The following is a 17728-nucleotide window of genomic DNA, read 5'->3' on the forward strand; positions in this document are numbered from 1 at the left end:
TCCGGCGGGCCCACGGTTCACACAGGTCCCTCCGCCGGCTTCGCGGTTCCCACGGTCGTTGCCGCGACAACGTCCGGATCGTCCCCGCCGGGATCGCGCAGACGCAGCAGGAGCAGGAACATGAGGGTGGTGCCGCCGGCGGCGGTGAGCGCGCCGGTGGTGACCGAAGTGGCGTCGACGAGCGGCCCGAACACCAACGGTGAGCCGAATTGGCCACCGAACAGGGCGCTGGCCTGAAGCGAGGTTGCGGTGCCCCGTCGGTGCGCGGGCGCGGCCCGGTCGATCAATACGGTGAGCGTGGGCATGGCGATGCCGCTTCCGAGGCCGGTGAGCGCGGGGACCATCCACAGGACGGCGGCATGGTCGGCGAACGCGAAGAGCACGAACGCGCCCGTCCACGCCCCGGTCGCGCACCGCAACAGAGCCGGGTAGCCGAGGCGTCCGCGCATCCGCGTGTAGGCCAGCCCCGCGAGCGTCGCGGTCGTCGAGGAGGCCACCGACGCGTAGAGCGCCACCAGCAGTGTGTCGTGCACCCCCACTTGGTCCAGGCGGCGCGGCAGGAACACCGCGAGCACCATCATCAGTCCGCTCGTGGCCACCCACACACAGCACAAGCCCGCAATCAACGGGCGTTCGCGCAACAGCCGCCACGCCCCGCCGCGTGCGGTCGCACCGATTCCCGCAGCGTCGGGGGTTGGTGTGCGAGCGGAGGGCACGGCGACGAGGGCGGCGAGGCCCAACGGGACGCCGACGAGGTAGATCGCGAAGGGGGCGTGCCAGGACAGGTGCCCCAGCGCGCCGGCGAGCAGGGGGTAGACGAACCCGCCGACGCTGGTGGCCACCGTGCGCCATCCCATCACCCGGTCGCGTTCGCCGCCGCGATACAGCGCCAACAACGCCAGCGTCGAACACGTGAACACCGCCGCCGTCCCCGTTCCCAACACCAGGCGCGAGAGCACCAACGCCGGATACGAGTCGGCGACCAGGCCCGCGCCCCCGCCGAGCCCGTACAACACCAGCCCGGCGCCCAACGGCACGCGGGGCCCGAACCGGTCGGCCGCTCGGCCCGCGAAGGGACTGACGATCGCGATCGTGAGCGCGTGCGCGGTCAGGATCGTTCCCGCCGCGGTAGCGCCCACCCCGAGGTCCTTGCGGATCACCTCGATGATCGGGGCGATCGTCGCGCCGCCCGCGACCCCCAGGGTCGAGGCGAGCAGCAGCACCACCAGGCCCGCCCGCGCGCCCGCGGCCGGCCCGGGTTCGGGTGCCACGGCGGCGTTCACGGTGCCACGAGCATGGTGTGCGGGTGCCACCGCCGGTATCCCATCGGACGCACGCCCGGCGTGGTCCCGGTGACCTTCACGGCGGTCGTCGTGCGGGGCCCGGCCATGGCGTCGACGTGCGATCGTTCGTCGGCCCACTGGGCGTAGTTGAACACCCGAGTGCCGTCCACACTTGCGTGGAAGTGCGCCCCGATCGCCCCCGGCGGGGGCGGTGTCCCCTCGACCATCGCGAACACCGCGTCCACGAGCAGGCGCTGACGATCGGGACCGTCCGTGTCGAACGTCGGCGTCACCACACAGCCCGTCACCCCGTCCGTCCCCAACACGGCCGAGCGCAACACGCGATAGCGCACCGGTGCGGACACCTCCGTCCCCGGGATCCCCGGCACCCACGCGTCACGACCCACCAAGGCGATGTCCAACGCCCGGTCTTCGGTCCACTGTTCGTAGGCCATCAACGCGCAGTCGTCGGTGCTCGTGAACAACGACCACGACAACAACCCGACCGGCCAAGCCCCCGCCACCCGCCTCGTGACGGCCGCCTTCGCGGCCTCGCCCACGTCCGTGTCGACGTGACGGGTCGTGATGACGACAACCGCCACGTCGGAACGCGTCATCTCCGGCGAACCCGCCACCTGCCGTGCACCCATCATCGAACTCCCCTCGCCGGACACGGGCGCGCCGAACGACACCCCGTGCCCAAAAACAGGACCGAGTTCCACTCTGTCACTGGTGCATATCGAGGTCCAGTGTGTATTCGATCCGAGACCGTATCTCGGTAGGCTGGGGCGGTGAACACCGAACCCCACCCCGCCGGCGACGACCGCTCCCTGCCCCTGCGCGAACGCAAGAAGGCCCGCACCCGACGAGCCCTCGCCGACACCGCCCTGGCACTCTTCACGGAGTACGGCTTCGACCGGGTCACCCTCGACGACCTCACCGAACGCGTCGAGATCGCCCGCAGCACCTTCTTCCGCTACTACGCCTCCAAAGAGGACGTGGCGATGGCCGCCGAAGGTGAACTCTGGGCCGCCTACCTCGACGACTTCACTCGCGCGCGCCACCGCGGGGCCGCCCTCGCCGCCCTGCGCACCTCACTGGCCGCCGCCATCCACACCATGGACGCCGAGTGGGAGACCCGCTTCATGGCCACCCGCCGCCTCGCCGCCGGCACCCCGGTCCTGCGCGACCACAGCGTCCTGTCCTCCATCAAGACGCAGGAACAACTGGTCGCCGTCCTGGAGGAACGCCTCGGCGTCCACGGCCGCGACGACGTACGCCTACGCCTGCTCGGCGAATTCGCTCTGGCCGCCTGGCGCTGCGGTGCCCGCAACTGGGTCGCTGGCCGCGGCCACGACGGCAGACGCGGCCACGGCGGACGCACCACGCTCGCCGAACGCGTCGAAGAAGCCTTCGACGCCATCCCGGGCGGCCTCACCCTCCAACTCCCGTAAACGGGCCTGTTCTCCCGAAGGAACGACGAAACGACAAGTTGCTTTCTGTAGCGTGTTCGAGGCTTGTTTATCTGCGTTTTAGGGGTTTTCGAAGATGTGGTGGTGATCCTGCGTCACCGTCGTCGTGTAACGACGACGGTGAGACCGCCGATGCGGCAGGAGTGGGAACCCGAGGACCTCATCGAAGTCTGGACGTTGCTGGAGGAGGTGGCGTCCTGGCCGTTGAGTTCCGACCACCGGGTCAGGGGATCCAGCGGTCGATGAGGTGGTCGTAGAGGGGGACGGCGGCGGCGGCGTGGGCCGCGCGCCTGGTGCCGTCGTCGCGGCGGCGGACGTACACCAGCGTGGTCGCGAGGTCGGCGTGGTCGGCGTACTCCCTGATCTCGTCCAGGGGCACCTTGTCGTCGTGCATGTGGGTCAGCCGGGACGCGCGCAGCACGTGCGGGGTCAGATCGCGTCCGGACAGGACGCCGGCCCGGCGGCCGAGGCGGGTCAGCAGGTAGTCGACGTCGTGCCGGGTGAGACGTTCCCCCTGCTCGTCGACGAGCAGGGGGCCGGTGGTGCGGCCGTCGAGGACGGCCAGCAGGAGATCGGCGACGCGGTCCGGGAGAACGAAGTCGGTGTGCTTGTCGCCCTTGCGTCGGAAGGTGACGATCCACCGCCCGCCGCGATGGACCAGGGCGTCGACGTCGGCGCCGCAGGTCTCGCCGACGCGGCCGGCGAGGGTGTAGATCAGGGTGACGACCAAAGCCTCGTGGACGGTCTCCGCCGCGTGGACGACGCGTTGAATCTCGGCCTTCTCCAGGATCGGCGTGTCGGAGGAGTGATCGGCGCGGTCGATCCGGGGCCGGTTGTCCCGGGTGACCGGGTTGACCAGGGGAACCTGTCGGCGGTCGGCCTGGAACCGGGTCAGCGAGGACAGGGCGGCGAGGCGGCGGGCGATCGTGCGAGGTTTGGCGCCGCGGCGTTCCTCCGCGAGGCGCCACACGGTGACGTCGTCCGCGCTCAGGCAGCCGAACACGAAGGGCACGCGGCCGAGTTCGGCGGCGTACCCGGCCCACATCCGCAGGTCGTCGGCGTACGCGCGCTTGGAGTCGACCGACGCCACCGCCGTCGAGCTGAGCCAGGCGACGACGAGTTCGAACGTGGCCCGGTCGCACAGCCGGGCGAGCAGGGCGATCCGGTCCTCGCGGGGGCCGAGCCGGCCGGTGGCCGCATCGCGCGGTGCGACGGTGCCGAGCTGGTCGCGGATGTGCGCGTAGGCGTCCTCGGCGCGGCTCGGCGCGAGCACGAGTTCGGCGCCGGACCGGGCCTCGATCCCGGGGCCGGGCCGGGGGTCGGTGTGCATGGCCGGCACGCTACCCCACCTTCCGCATAATCCACGTTATGCGGAAGATCGGCATCGTCGGCTCATTCGCGATACGCCCCCGTCGTATCGCGAATGAGGAGCGCGAGCAGGTGCCGCGCGGGCCGTGAACCCTCGATTTACACATGCCCTGACCTGCAACGATGCCGTGTACGGCGATCTGACAGGCGATCACAGGGTCAGACAACGGATCACCCTCGGCGGCCTCAGTTCGGCCTCTAGATGGGGAATCTCGCAAACATGCAGGTCAGAGCCCCTGTATGCGATGTTGACGAATCTGCTTGGGCCCGAAATCGGGCGATTCGCGTGGATTCGATCAAGGGGGCCATTCACACCCAAGGCCGACCCCGATGCTGCCCGCATTCCCTTTGCGGAAGCCGGGATGGGGATATCGAAACCCTTCACGACGTGTTTCCGCAGGTCACCGGCTATTCGAATCGGAAAGGGTCAGCGAGGGGAAAACCGATGGGCTGTCGCGCTGAATTCGGCTATCGTAATGGGCGTGAGGCCGCCTGCCCGGAACGTCTTCTCAGGGACGGGTTCCGGGCGCGGCGACCTCATGTTTTTTCGGTTCTCGCTTTTTCTTCTTAGAAGGGAACTCCCTGTGGCATCCGAACCCGAAAGTTCTTCAGAGTCTCAGTTCGTCCCATCCAATGGTGAGTCTACCAATCGCTTCCCTGTCGCGACAACAGGTATAACGTCGCTTCATGGCAGGGCTTGTCTCAGCGGGAAGTTTCGGTTGTTCCTGCGTGGAATCGACTGGACGCGCAACTTCGTAGGTCTCTACGACTACTTCTTCATGACGAGTGACATCGACGTTCGGTGGTACATCGCAGTCTCTGTAACCACGTTCGTGGGCAAGATGTGTATCGCGGCCTGGAAGTACCGCAGCCAGCGGTAGTCGTCCCACTGGGCGTCACAGTCTCAACTGTGGCCCCGTTACCCCGAGTCTCGGGGTAACGGGGCCACAGTTCGTTCCACTACCGCGGGAACGATCCGAAGACTCCGACCAATGATTCAACGTGAGCCAAAATCACCGAGCACTATCCCACTCGGTAAGCAGACCAAAGTTTCGTCGCATCGATGCCAACCGCAGACGAAACCCTCTCCCCGACGGCTACCACGGCCACAGATCGTTCGAGACACACACATCGAATAAGTGCACCACCAACTCGTACAAGCGGTGGAATCTCACGATCCACATTCCGTATCGCATCGCATACTCCATTTTCTCATCCAGCTTCAAATTTTCGCGTTTCATCTCGACCTTCCAATCTATGAGGGTGGAACCGGAATTGGTTCCTCGTAAAAGTCTAAGCGTGCACCACATGCATGGAGCTCGTCCCAGTAATAGGTGGCAATCCCTTCCTTCTCGCGCGATGGATATGTATCGCAGAAATGAGCCCCCTCTGATTTCTCGGAGGCTTCGACGGCGAAGGTGCGCAACCGTGGTCTGGTAGCCGGATCACACGGGTGTGTGACTGAGCGCCCGAGTTGGCCCGCGCGGCCAACTCGGGCGCTCAGTTCCCCAAGGGCTCTGGGACGTGCCCGATCGGCCATCACGTGGGCTTGAGCGGAAATCCGCAAGTCAGGGCGCCGGAGCACACCGGGTGGGGCACCCACGGCGCCGGCTCCGGATTAGCAGGATGGGCTACAGAGGGATTGAAATCTAACCCAGATCCGTCTATATACGGAATTCGTTTGCAGCAACACAATGCGTTGTACGGATTTAGAACATAGAATAGCAGTTCAGAGGCTTGATCAATCAATGCAATACAATAGATGCATTGAAACGAATTGTATTGAGCTCGCAACGCATTGCGCTATGCTGACTCGGACACGGACAGCGACCGTGCCCGCCGTCGCCGTGAACGCGACGACCCCCGCCCCAGCGCCGCCCCTGGCCCGCCGGGATGCCCCTGGAGAGGAATCCGATGGACGGCACCGACGCATCCACCGACCCGATCGGCGTCCGCCGCCTGGACGAGGGGCTGACCGGCCGTGGCTGCCCGCTGTGCGGCGCCCCGCCTCGGCCGCGCACGCCCGGGAGTACGGGGCCCAACCCGAAGTACTGTGCGGAGCACAGCAACCCGGCTCACCGCCTGGAGGCGCTGAAGCTCCGCCAGGCCGGGGGCTCCCCCGCGCCCGCCCCGATGGCCACTGTGGGACGGGACGCCTCGACCGCCCACGCGGTGCTGCTACGCGGCGAGCGCGCCCGAGAGCGCGCCGGGGAACTGCTGTCGGAACTCATCGCGTTGGCGCCTGTGCTGACCGACGCGCTGGCCGCCGCCCGCGACACCGACCGCGTGGCCCGCGAGATCGCCGACGCCCGCACCCGCGCCCACGACGACGCCGAGACCCGCGTCCGCGAACACCGCGAGACCGCCGAGAAGGCCGGCACCGAGGCGGAACAGGCCAAGCGGGACCGCGGCGAGGCCATCGTTCTCGCCGAGACCGCCGCCGCCGACGCTGCCGCCGCCCGCGCCGAGACCGAGACCGCGCACGCCGGCGAACACCTCGCCCGCTCGCACGCCCGCCTGCTGCCGCCCTTGGTGGTCGCCGCCGTGACCACCGCGCGCACCGCGCTCGCCCGCGCCGCCGACCTCGAACGCGACCTGCACGACGAACGCGTCGCCCACCACGCCTCTGGCGAGACCGCGAACCGCCACCAACGCGAACGCGACGCCGCCCGCGCCGAACTCACCACCCTGGCCGTCGCCCACGAAGAGCTCGTCAAGGCCCACGCCAAGCTCGACCGCGAGGCCGCCGTGGACCGCAGCAGCCTGGAGGCGCGCCAGCGGACGCTCACCGAACGCACCGACGAACGCGACCGGGCCCTCGCTGACCTCGCCGCTCTGCGCGAGGAACACAAGACGCTCACCGACACCGCCGGCGAACAGCGCGGCCGGCTCGACGCCATGCAGCCCCGACTCGAACAGCAGACCCGGGACCTGGCGAAGCGCGACGAAGAGATCAAGAACCTGCGCGACCAGGTCGCCAAGGCCGAGAAGGAGGAGGTCCGCCTGGTGGGCGCCGTCAAGAACGAGACCGCCCGCGCCGGACGTGCCGAACGCGACCTCAAGACCGCCCGTGAGCGGACCCGCGCCCTCGAACGCGAACTCGCCGCCCTCAAACCGCCGCTTGCCCCCGCCGCCGACGCGAACGAGCCCGGAACACCGGTGCTCGACGGCCAGATGGCCATCGATGTCCCCGCCGACGTGTCCGAGCCCTCAGCGAACCCCCGCGCGGGCGCCCCCGAGGACTCGGCCGAACACCTGGGGGTGCCCAAGGAGATGTACGACGCCGCCGCTCGCGCCGCCACGCGCCTCGACGTCCGCAAGGGCCGCGCCGCCAAACTCTCCCGCAAGACCAAGAACGCGCTCAACGCACTCGCCCAGCGCCGGCCCACACAGGCCCACTGGACGGAGCTGCTGGCCGTCGACCCGACCAAGTTCGGCACCACCGAGCACGCCCGAGCCCTGGCCGCCTCCCTCGATCGGATCCGCGCCCTCCGCGCGACCGCCCTCCAGCCGGCGGACAACCGGCCCGCGCCGGACCTCGCGCCCTAAGACACGCTGTTGACCCTCCCGACGGAGGCACCGGCCGCCGCTGGGAGCGCGACCGGCGAGGCCGAGGCCCCGCCGTGGGAGGCCGTGCCGCGCGCGGTGTACGACGAGATCCGCCGCGCGGCGAGCTGCATCAACCCGAACGCAAGCCGGGCTGCGAAACTCGAGGCCACCAGTCGGGACGCACTGCACGCCGTGGCCGCCGACCGCGAGCCCGCTCCCGAGCACCTGACCGCGCTCCCGAAGTGCGGCAAAGGGACGTTCGGCGCCACCGCGGATGCCAAGGATCTTGACCGAGCACTTGCCGAACGCCGTACCGCTCTGCCCTTGCCTCCGCAGCCGGGAACCGAACGGACAGGCGCCGTTTCCGTTGCGCCGGAGGCGGCCGGTCATCTTTATTCAATCGAAAATCTCGTCTGGTGTTGAACAACGGGAATTTCAGAGCGGGCGGCTCGGCCCGCTCTGAATGGTTCGCCCTTTTTCTGACACTGGGGCGTGAGTGAAATCGTGATCCCGCAACGGAGGCCTCTATCGCTACTTGGGAGTGCGCAAAAACGTACGTTTTTACGCAACCGTTGTTCCAGTTCGGGACACCGGCGAGGTTCGTGGGTCGCCAGAAGGGGGTGCTTCCGTGAAGAAGGGCGGGGCCGGGGTCATGAAAGTCCCGCGCGAACGGAACACACGCTTGCGCGCGCACGCGTATCGAAAGCCTGCGGGAGTCGGATCTCAACCGCGGGCCCGGGGGATCACGGGCGACCTATTCGAACTCAGGTTCGTGTAGCGGAGACCGGAGTGGCGACATATGTGCAGGTCAGAGCCCTGAAGGGCGATACTCACTCGTCATTATGCGCCGACTTCGGCTGATTGCGAGCTGTCGATCTGCCAGGTGGCTGTTTCTTCGCCGACCCCTTCGAGGGGGTGAAGAAGCGACACGATGTCGGCGACTTGAGCGCCCTGGCGGTTCTGTGGATTAAGCTCCCACCCCACGCCATCCGAACCACGTCTCGCAGGGACCTCGTGAAGCGCCGCGGTTTTCACGAATTCATCCCTGTTTCGGGAATACCAACTGTCATGTCTTCCAGAAAGAAAGGCGAATTCGAGGTGTGGAAGTGGTTGATTGCGAGGGTTCTCCTCGTATGGCGAGCGGTGCTGGCGAAGCGGCCCGCGATGAAGCGAATCCGACGGCTGGTCGCGTACTACCTGCGGACGTACGGAGCGGTTCTCACCGGCGCGTTCATCGCGTGGCGAGCCTCCGGTCTCTGGCCCTGGTGAAAGGGACCGGAGACCGGAGGTACCACAACAACACACAGGGAGTCTGAACCGTCGCGTCAGGGCCTGGAAACCAACAACCCGGCGATTCGGAACCTCGAGGGAGCCTCGCTCGACCGAGCGGGGCTCCCCCGGCGCGTTGCAGACGCGCATTGTTTCACCGGCTGTCAAGCTCTGTCCTGGGTCGAAGGTTGCGGGAGCACGGCGCAAGAGTGTGGTGAGCCGTGCTGGCAACTGCGTCGAGGCCGCGGCTGGCGGGCAGGTTGCTCGATCTCCCAGAACGTGCCCAGATAGGGCGTCGCAGATCTGTCCTTCATCGGATCTCGCGTCTTGATTCGATGCGGATGAGCTTGGACAGCGACCAGTCCATCTCCGGCGCGAGGTCGCGCTGGGTGAACCCGCGTTCAGACCTCGCACCCCCTCCCGGAACGGGACGGGGTGACGGCGAACGGAAGGCAGCGGGGCGAGGTATCGGGCATGAACCGGTGCGTCTCGAAGCTGATCCGGATCGAAACCGGCCGGGCGGACGTCTCGACCACCGATCGGGATCCGCAATTTCGAACCGCCCTTGTTCCCGGGCCTGTCTACAGACGCAGGTGCCGTCCGGTCCTCGCGGACCGGTTCAGGCCGTGACCGGCGCGGCGACCTCGCCGAACGCTCCCAATCGCCGACGGGAGCCGCAGAAGGCTGGAGCGCTCGTTTCGGCGACGGCGCCCGGCCGGTGCGGATGCGATACCCGGGGAAGGACCAGCCGTGCGAACGGCAGTCGACCGTGGTCGTTGCCACGGTTCTCTCCACGGGCGTCGCATCGGTCATCCCAGGTCCCTTCGAGGCGATACGCCGTCGGTCTCGCACACTACTCCGTACTCGGCACTCGGGTGGGCAGGCGAGTCCTGTAACAGCGTTGGTGCGAGCGATCGTTGCCCTGCTGCCGGAAGCCACGAAGCGATCTGCGATATGGCCGTTCGCCACCTGCGAAACAGCATCGCCACAAGAACGCACACCACAGCCAAGCTGGACCTTGCTCCCTACAAGCCACCGGACCAGGTTCTCGGGGTCCCAGCCGCCGATTCTCCGCTCGCGCGGTGACAACGGCCGGAGCACGGCTGAACAGCAGGGAGGGGCACGGACGTTGTTGCCCGATGTGCAGAGGACGGACGGCGGCTCGCCTCGCGCCGATTCACCCCACCGATCCGAACCCCGTACTCCTCCCCGACTCGTAGGAGCATCGAACCGGGCGTCCGCCACTCACGTGGATGAAGTTGCGCAGAAACGGACGTTTTTACACTGAGTGACCGCTAGCCTGCCGGTGCCGACTGGGCGGATGCGCGAGGAGAGGAACAGACGTGGACGACGGCGACGCGGTGGACACGGCACGGCGGATGCGCGCGATCGTGGACGAGTTGGCGGCTCGTTTCTGGGAGCGGGACGAGACGATCCGGGTCCTGGTGGTGACGATGCTGGCGGGCCAGCACTCGCTGTTGCTGGGGCCTCCGGGGACGGCGAAATCCGAACTCGCGAGGGAGCTGACGGGGCGGATCGAGGGGGCGAACCTCTGGGAGATCCTGCTGAGCAAATTCACCTCCCCCACCCGCATGTTCGGCCCGATCGACATTCCGGCGCTGGTGAGAGGCGAGTATCGCCAGGTCTACGACGGTCGTGCGACCACGGCCGACATCGCTTTCCTCGACGAGATCTTCAAATGCTCCGTGGCCGCGTTGAACGAGACGCTCGCCTATCTGAACGAGCGGTTGTATCACCCGGAGAACGGCGGGCCGCCGATCGTGTGCCCGTTGATCGGCGCGATCTGCGCGTCCAACGAGTTGCCGACCGGTGACGAGTCCGCCGCGATCTACGACCGGTTGCTCGTGCGGATGGAGGTGGACTACCTCACGGATCCGACGAACTTCGCCGACCTCATGCGGTCCGCGGTGGTTAAGCGGGCCGAGTCCGCGCGGACCACGGTCGAGTTGTCGGCGCTGCGGCACGGGGTCGAGGTGTCGGTGCCTGCTGTGGGGGTCCCGGACGTGATCGTGGACGCGATCTGCGCGCTGCGGGTCGCGTTGCATCGGCAGGAGATCGTCGCCTCCGATCGCCGGTGGCGACAGTCGGTGCGCCTGCTTCAGGCGTCGGCGTACCTGGCCGGTCGCGACGAGGTGGTCGAGGATGATCTCCAGATGCTGATGCACGTGTTGTGGGACTCCCCCGTGCAACGGACCACGGTGGAGCGCGAGGTGCTGCAACTGGTCAACCCGGACGCCCGTCGGGCGCTCGATCTCGCGGCCGGCATCGGGGAGGTGGAGGCCGCATTGGACGCCCAGGCCGGGCATTCGGCGCAGAAGCTGAGCGACTGGGCGGTCAAGGAGGGCAACCGCAAGCTCAACAAGGCGAAGAAGGAGCTGGTGAAGCTGCGGGCTGCGGCGGAGCGCAGCGGACGCTCCACCGCGTCCATCGATCGTGTCCTCGCCCGGCAGCGAGCGGTGCACGCACGGGTGTTGGTCGAGGCCCTGGGCATCGACGCCAGCGTCGCGCAGACCCATGTCTGAGGAGCGCCGCCCCGTGTCGGAGCACATCCCCCGCCTCCGCGATCTGGCTCGCCGTGCCGGGCGGTGGCTGGCCGCGGCCGGTCCACGGGCCGATGCCGCGACGGCCGTCGTCGTCGCGGACCGCTTCGACCGCATGACCTGGGCCGAGGTCGGGCAGACGCCCGCGTTGGACGAGCTCGCCGAAGACCTGCGTGAGCACCACGACTACACCGACGACCTCCTCGTCGATGTTTTCAACTGCGCCTACAAGGTCGCCCCGACCGTGCGCGAGGCCGATCGGATGGACCCCACCCGCCTGGTCAACCACCGCATCGTCACGGTGATGACGGGCAGCCCCGAGTACGCGGACCTGCACCGCGAGACCGCCGGCGACCCGTACGCGGCCGCGATGGCCGTCCTGGCGCAGGCCGACGCGCTGCGCGACATGCTTGCCCACACCGAGGCCGCCCGGGAACGGGCCGACGCGGCACAACGCGCCCGCGACGTTGCCGCCGACGCCGCGCAGGCGGTGGCCGACACCGTGAGTGAGGCGGCGGACCGGACCGGCGAGGACGGCATCGTGCCTGCCGACGCCGCCACCGCGGTTCAGGACGCGGTCGAGACCGCCGAGCTTGCCAGCCTCGCCGTCGACGTCGCCGAGGCCGACGCGGCGAGGGAGCTCGCCGCGTCGATCCCGGCCGTCCTGATCGCCGCGCGCCGGGCGTGCGCCGAGGCGACGGAGGCCGTGCGTGCCGAGGCGGTCATGATGCGCGCGTGGGGCGTGGACCCCGGTCGCCTCCAACACATGTCCGGCGCACGGCGCGCTGAACTCGCCGAGCGCCTGCGCACCAACCGCCTCGCCGAGTTCGCCGCCCTGATCGGCAGATTCCGGCAGATGGCGCAGGGCGAACGCGCCCACCGCGTCGAGAACACGGTCGGGGAGCTCGTCGGCATCACCCTGGGCGACGATCCGACCCGCCTGGTTCCCTCCGAACTCGTCAACCTCGCGGTGCCCGCACTGCGTGCCGTGTTCGCGGTCCGTCTCGCCGAACGACATCTGATGACCTACGACATGCGTGGCGAGCAACCCGCCGGACAGGGCGCCGTCATTGTCTGCGTCGACTGCTCGGGGTCCATGGGGGTGCCCCCGCGCGGTGCCTCAACCGACGTCACCGGGGAGGCGTGGGCTAAGGCGCTGACGCTGGCCCTGCTCGACCAGGCCCGGGGTGCCCGGCGCGACTTCGTCGCCATTTTGTTCTCCTCGTCGATCGAGGTTCGCGTCTTCCGGTTCCCCGCGGCCGCTCCGGCCGCGATCGACGACGTGCTGGAGATGGCCGAGCTGTTCTTCGCGGGCGGCACCGACTATCAGGCCCCGCTGTCGTCGGCCGTGGAGATCCTGGCCGCCGAGTACGACAGCGACGGTCGCGGTCGCGGCGACATCGTCATGATCACCGACGGCGCGTGCCACGTGGACCCGGACTGGATGCGTACGTGGAACGAGGCACGACACCGGCTCGGATTCCGCATGTTCGGTGTCGGCATCGGCAACCCGCGCCTGTTCGCTCCGGGCACGACCCTGGACGCCCTCGCGGACAACATTCGCACCATCGGCGATCTCACCGACGTCCGGGCTACCGCCGACCTGTTCCGCGTGATTTGACTGCAACCCACGAGGGCCGTCGCCCCGTCCCGGGCGCCGGCCGCCGCCGCCCTATCCTTTCCGAAACGCTCGTTTTCGCACGGAGGACATACGTCATGTCGGCACATCCCGAGCGGGACGACCCCGATGCCCCGGACGCCGGCCCGGCCGACGACGGGACGCAGGCACACCCCCCGGAGCCGGATGGGCGGGCCGATCTCCGCACCGGCGACGCCGCGTTCGACGGGTACACGGCCGCCCTTCAGGGCGACGGGACCCCGCTGCTGGGCTACATGGTCCTGTACAGCATCTTCGACGGCGACGTCACTCGCGAGAACCTGCTGGGGTGGGTGCGCGAACTCGGCCTCGACGAGGACCTGATCCCGCCTCCACTGCGTGCCGTCGACGCCTACGAACGCATCACCGGCACCAACGGCGTACGCGTCGCCTACTCGCTGGATGACCCCACTACGCCCAAGAGCCAACGCCGCAGGCGCCGCCGGGGCGAACTGCGGCGCACCGCGACCCTCATGGTGCGTCCCGTGCGTCAGGACGGCGGACAGATCGTGCGCCACGTCGTGCGCGAGGTACGCGACGAGGCCCACACCAGCCTCAGCTACGACACCCGCATCGCTACCGCGACCTTCCACCGCGAAAGCCTGCTCGGCAGCGCCGAAGGAGCCGGAACCCTCGCCGTCGAACCCGACCACGCCACTATCGCCGCCCTCCCCGAAGCCGAACAACAGCTCGTGCGAGGCATGCTCGACGACATCCGCACGGGCTACAAACGCGGCTGCACTTACCTCACCGGGGACAGACTCCGCACCGTTGTGCGCCGCTACGTCGAACACCTCGATGCGGTGCGTCTGCGATCGACCGGCGGCGTCTACTTCGTCCGCCATCGACACGCGGACATCCTCGCCGGTCTCCGCGACCTGGTCCACCGTTTCGGATCCGGCAGCCACTTCGTCCGCATCCCCTTGGCCGACCAGGACGAGATGCGCGAGATGGTTGCCGCCGCCTACGCCACCAAGGCCAAGGACGAACTGGAAAGGCTCTCCACCGACATCGCCGCTGCGCAACGCGACGGCAAGGCCGACATCGCGCAACTCCATGCCCGGTTCGGCGAGCTCAAGAAGGCCACGGCCGACCACGCCGAGCTGCTGTCCACCTCGCTGGAGGACACCCACGCCGCCCTGCAACTGGTCAACCTCCAGCTCACCAGCCTCTTGACGGCCATCGACGACGAGGACGCGTGACCCGACATCTCAAGAACGGGTTCGCGCGTCGGGGCAAGATGAGGACGCGCGAACCCGCTTCCGGCACGATGCTCCCAGAGCCATCCGACAATCCCGATCCGAGCGAGTGAGCAGACTCGGCGATCGGGCGAACTCTCGTCCGGATACTGGAGGGAACGAGCCGGACCGCCGACACCTCGCACATGACGATCACCAGCGGCGAGACCAACACTTACGAGCTGGACGGCAAGACGTGGCAGGTCGACGCGTCCGGCCTGCACGTCGACCTGCCACGCCCTGCCCGGGGCCGGATCCAGGGCGCGCCGTACAGACCGGTCGAGTTCACGGGTACGGACCTGGCGGACCTCTTCGAGCAGGCCGCCGTGTGGTTGCGGGAGACGGAGGCATGGCTTCAGGAAGGGGTCGACGTGATGACCGTCGCCCTGGAGTACACCGATGGCGAGGAGGAGTATCTCGCCCTCAAGTTGTTGTGCCTCGAGGAGGATGTGGACGGGACCAGCCGATCCGCGCACCTGTGACTCGCGGTCCCGTGTCGGCCCGCCCCTGCACTCGTTGGCCCGACATGGTCCGTACTCCCCTTCGCGCGGTCGCCGTTGCTGCCGTCATTGCCGCAGCAACGCTTGCGCCGGCAATCACAGCCACCGCCACTGCGGTCCGATTCCAGCAGACGGAGACCGTCTACCACGTCACCACCGAAAGCCTGCGCGTGCGATCGCATCCGATCGCGGACGCGACGGTGGTCGGCCTAGCCGAGCGCGGAGACGCCCTCACGAGCCTGGGCGACTATCGAAACGGCTGGTATCACGTGCGGGTGGACCGCACCGGCGTCGTGGGATGGGTGGCGGAACGTATATCGACACCCACCCCGTGCCGACCCAACTGCTGCACTGATCACACGTCGAACGGCGGCTCAATCGAGGATCGAGCCGCCGTTCGGTGATCCGGGTGTGTGCGGGTCATCCCTTTGCCGGACGGCAACGAGCTGCCTCGCGGCAGGCTGGACAACTTGGTGGGCGGGTGTACGGCACGGCCTGTTGCCATTTGTGGCCCAGGGGGCACAGCCACCAATGTCTGACCCACGCGTCGGTGCGGATGCGCACTTGGTCGGACCGCGTGGGCAGGTTGAGGGTCGGGTGCCATAGGGCGCGTAGTTCGGGAATGCTCCCGATCGATGGCGGCGCCCCACGCACGCAGTATCCGCAGCGTGGTTTGAATCGTTTGACGCGGTTGTCGATCGAGCCGATGATCGGGACCTTGCAGGTTTCACAGGTCCACCACGCCCGTGTCGCGTCGTGGAGTGCGACGAGGTCCGGAGTCAGGGTGCCGTTGAGCGTGGGGTGCCACCGCGCCGCGATCTCCGGACGCAGCACAGCGAGGCTACGCGCTTGACGTGGGACGCCTCCGCACTGTGGACAGTCCAGATCCCGATTTCGTCGGACTGCCCTGGTCACGACCGCATGCCAGCCGTGACCACAGCGAGGGCACAGCCACCGGGAGGGATCACGGGAGCGGACCGGTCGGTCCGCGGCGCCCTTGTCCTTGGGATGCAGCCAGCGCATCAGGTCGGGGTCGCTCGCCACGGTGTTGTGGCGAGCCGCCGGCGGGTTGTCCCCGTTCCACTTGCCAGCGTCGACCCGAGCCAGAGCAGACGAGGGTGCCCGGCACGGCCGCTGCTCACGAACCGGCGCGACGGCAACAGCGCGATCTCCCTCCGAAGGACGCTGCGGGGGACGCCCAACGCCTTGCCGAGTTCGGCGAGATCGTAGTGTTCGTCGGCGGTGATCCTGCCGTCGCGTACCGCGGCCGCGATCGCTCGTCGCGTGGACGCCACCCAGCAGCGGGGACACTCGGGTACACCCACTCCCGACACGCCCTGTTGCCATTGGTGTCCGTTCGGGCATCGCCACCAGTAGCGGCGCGATGGATGCGTCACGGCCTGCCCGGGCAGCAGCGGCAGGTTGCGGGAGGGATGCCACAGCCGGGACAGGACCGGCACGACGGAGACGAGCGTGATCCGCGCGTACCGGCATGCGCGGCACCGGCCGATACGAAGCCTCGCCTGCCGGCAGATCGCAGTCCGGTAGGCCGCGCCGCACGTGTCGCAGGCCCACCACACCGAAGTCTTGTCACTGACCCGGACCAGGTGCGGCGTCAACGGGGCATTCAGTTCATGGTGCCACCGCGCGGACGTGTCGGGGCGAATGGCGGCGAGACTGCGGGCCCGACGCGGCACCACTCCGCACTGCGGGCAGGGCAGTCCGGGGCTGTGGGCCACACTGAGGACATCTGCCTCCCAGACGTGCGCGCAGCGCGGACACACCCATTGCGCGGGGCCGCTGGAGAGCAGGGTCCATCCGCCGCCGGCGACGTCCGGATGCAGCCATCCCGCGAGTTCCGGATCCGTCCGGGCGAGGGTGGGCATGATGTATCCGTGGCGGGACTCCATCAGCGCGAGTCCTCGTGCATTCCGTCGCCGACCGCGCTGGCGGGTTCCCCGGCCCAGACCGAGAGGTCGGAGCCCAGCCATGTCAGACGGGGCACTCCACCGCCGCGAGCACGCGGTTGCGGCTGGCGTGGCGGCAGGATCGCCTTGTTCCTGTGTAGCGTCTGCGCGTGGACTCCCAGGGCGGCTGCGAGCTGCCGGATGTCATAACGGACTTCGAGCCTCAGCCGCCCTTCGGCGAGCGCGGTCCGCACCAGGTGGCGCGTACGCTCGAGGACGCCGAAGGTCGTCTCTCGGCATTGCGGGCAGGCCGGAAGTCTTTTCTGCGGCACGGTGCCCCGCCATTCGTGACCGGCCGGGCAGCGCCACCAGTAGGTGCGACTGCCCTTGAAACGGCACGGGCTGTGTTCGGGAACCGCGGGGAGATTGCGGGTGGGGTGCCACAGGTCCACCAGACCGGGGACGGCGGAGATCATCGGGGCCCGGGGACATTCCCGGCACGTGGGAAACGTACGTGCGCAGCGCAGCTTGACCGTCCGCCGATACGAGCTGCCGCACGACTTGCACAGCCACCACACCGACGTGGTGTCGGTGATCAGGACGAGCAACGGCGTCAACGGCATGTTGCGGGTGGAGTGCCAGTCCGCGGCGACGTCCGGACGACGTGCGGCCAGACTCTGCTCCCGGCGCGGGACGATCCCGCATCGGGGGCAGTGCAGGCCCCTTTTGCGACTCGCGACCTGCTTGACGGCCTTGTCCCACGTGTGGGCGCATCGGGGACACCGCCATCGGGCCTTCCGCCCGGTACCGGGTGTCCAGAACGCGGCATCCGTGCTGTCGGGGTCGAGCCAGCCGACCGACTCCACATCGACCTCGACCAGCGTGACTCTGACCGGCTTGGTGTCCAACGGACCGATCCCTTTC

The 17728-nt window shown here is 68.4% G+C and carries 14 protein-coding genes; 8 read left to right on the forward strand and 6 right to left on the reverse strand.

Annotation, left to right across the window (positions count from 1 at the left end):
• Positions 1-17 precede the first annotated feature (17 nt).
• Both ACZ4FV_RS29645 and ACZ4FV_RS29650 read right to left on the reverse strand, forming a co-directional pair.
• Complete coding sequence (locus ACZ4FV_RS29645; RefSeq protein WP_465323698.1) at positions 18-1283, reverse strand: MFS transporter; 1266 nt, start codon at positions 1281-1283, stop codon at positions 18-20.
• Complete coding sequence (locus ACZ4FV_RS29650; protein WP_465323699.1) at positions 1280-1900, reverse strand: hypothetical protein; 621 nt, start codon at positions 1898-1900, stop codon at positions 1280-1282. The genes ACZ4FV_RS29645 and ACZ4FV_RS29650 overlap by 4 nt, the downstream gene beginning before the upstream one ends.
• Before the next feature lie 174 nt (positions 1901-2074).
• Between ACZ4FV_RS29650 and ACZ4FV_RS29655 the strand changes: the two genes are divergently transcribed.
• Positions 2075-2737 (forward strand): TetR/AcrR family transcriptional regulator, encoded by a 663-nt coding sequence (locus tag ACZ4FV_RS29655; RefSeq protein WP_465323700.1) that lies wholly within the window; start codon positions 2075-2077, stop codon positions 2735-2737.
• Between the two features lie 241 nt (positions 2738-2978).
• Here ACZ4FV_RS29655 and ACZ4FV_RS29660 read toward each other — a convergent pair whose 3' ends face one another.
• The gene (locus ACZ4FV_RS29660) at positions 2979-4085 is read right to left on the reverse strand and encodes a tyrosine-type recombinase/integrase (RefSeq protein WP_465323701.1); all 1107 of its coding nucleotides are present in this window, start codon (positions 4083-4085) and stop codon (positions 2979-2981) included.
• Between the two features lie 1952 nt (positions 4086-6037).
• On the opposite strand from ACZ4FV_RS29660, the gene ACZ4FV_RS29665 reads away from it, so the two are divergent.
• The 7 genes from ACZ4FV_RS29665 (at position 6038) to ACZ4FV_RS29695 (ending at position 15301) form a co-directional block, all read left to right on the forward strand.
• Positions 6038-7672 (forward strand): hypothetical protein, encoded by a 1635-nt coding sequence (locus ACZ4FV_RS29665; protein WP_465323702.1) that lies wholly within the window; start codon positions 6038-6040, stop codon positions 7670-7672.
• A gap of 9 nt (positions 7673-7681) precedes the next feature.
• A complete protein-coding gene (locus ACZ4FV_RS29670) occupies positions 7682-8095 on the forward strand; it encodes a hypothetical protein (RefSeq protein ID WP_465323703.1) in 414 nt (137 codons plus the stop codon).
• A gap of 2225 nt (positions 8096-10320) precedes the next feature.
• Positions 10321-11484, forward strand: a complete 1164-nt coding sequence (locus tag ACZ4FV_RS29675) for an AAA family ATPase (protein WP_465323747.1) — start codon at positions 10321-10323, stop codon at positions 11482-11484.
• Between the two features lie 13 nt (positions 11485-11497).
• On the forward strand, positions 11498-13123 hold the full coding sequence (locus tag ACZ4FV_RS29680) for a VWA domain-containing protein (RefSeq protein ID WP_465323704.1): 1626 nt from the start codon (positions 11498-11500) through the stop codon (positions 13121-13123).
• A 95-nt stretch (positions 13124-13218) separates the two neighbouring features.
• Positions 13219-14361 carry a DUF6744 family protein gene (locus tag ACZ4FV_RS29685; RefSeq protein WP_465323705.1) on the forward strand — a complete coding sequence of 381 codons (1143 nt, stop codon included), beginning with the start codon at positions 13219-13221 and terminating at the stop codon, positions 14359-14361.
• 182 nt (positions 14362-14543) lie between these two features.
• Positions 14544-14879, forward strand: a complete 336-nt coding sequence (locus ACZ4FV_RS29690; RefSeq protein WP_465323706.1) for a DUF4381 domain-containing protein — start codon at positions 14544-14546, stop codon at positions 14877-14879.
• A gap of 44 nt (positions 14880-14923) precedes the next feature.
• Positions 14924-15301 (forward strand): SH3 domain-containing protein, encoded by a 378-nt coding sequence (locus ACZ4FV_RS29695; RefSeq protein ID WP_465323707.1) that lies wholly within the window; start codon positions 14924-14926, stop codon positions 15299-15301.
• 16 nt (positions 15302-15317) lie between these two features.
• Here the strand turns inward: ACZ4FV_RS29695 and ACZ4FV_RS29700 are convergent, their stop codons facing one another.
• From ACZ4FV_RS29700 to ACZ4FV_RS29710, 3 genes are read right to left on the reverse strand one after another with little or no spacing between them, the layout of a single operon-like run.
• Positions 15318-15920, reverse strand: a complete 603-nt coding sequence (locus tag ACZ4FV_RS29700) for a zinc-ribbon domain-containing protein (RefSeq protein WP_465323748.1) — start codon at positions 15918-15920, stop codon at positions 15318-15320.
• Entirely contained in the window at positions 15920-16807 is an 888-nt protein-coding gene (locus ACZ4FV_RS29705) for a zinc-ribbon domain-containing protein (RefSeq protein ID WP_465323708.1), read from the reverse strand. Before ACZ4FV_RS29705 ends, ACZ4FV_RS29700 begins: the two co-directional genes overlap by 1 nt.
• Positions 16807-17712, reverse strand: a complete 906-nt coding sequence (locus ACZ4FV_RS29710) for a zinc-ribbon domain-containing protein (RefSeq protein ID WP_465323709.1) — start codon at positions 17710-17712, stop codon at positions 16807-16809. The genes ACZ4FV_RS29705 and ACZ4FV_RS29710 overlap by 1 nt, the downstream gene beginning before the upstream one ends.
• Positions 17713-17728 lie beyond the last annotated feature (16 nt).

The sequence above is a fragment of the Embleya sp. NPDC025285 genome, assembly GCF_055558835.1.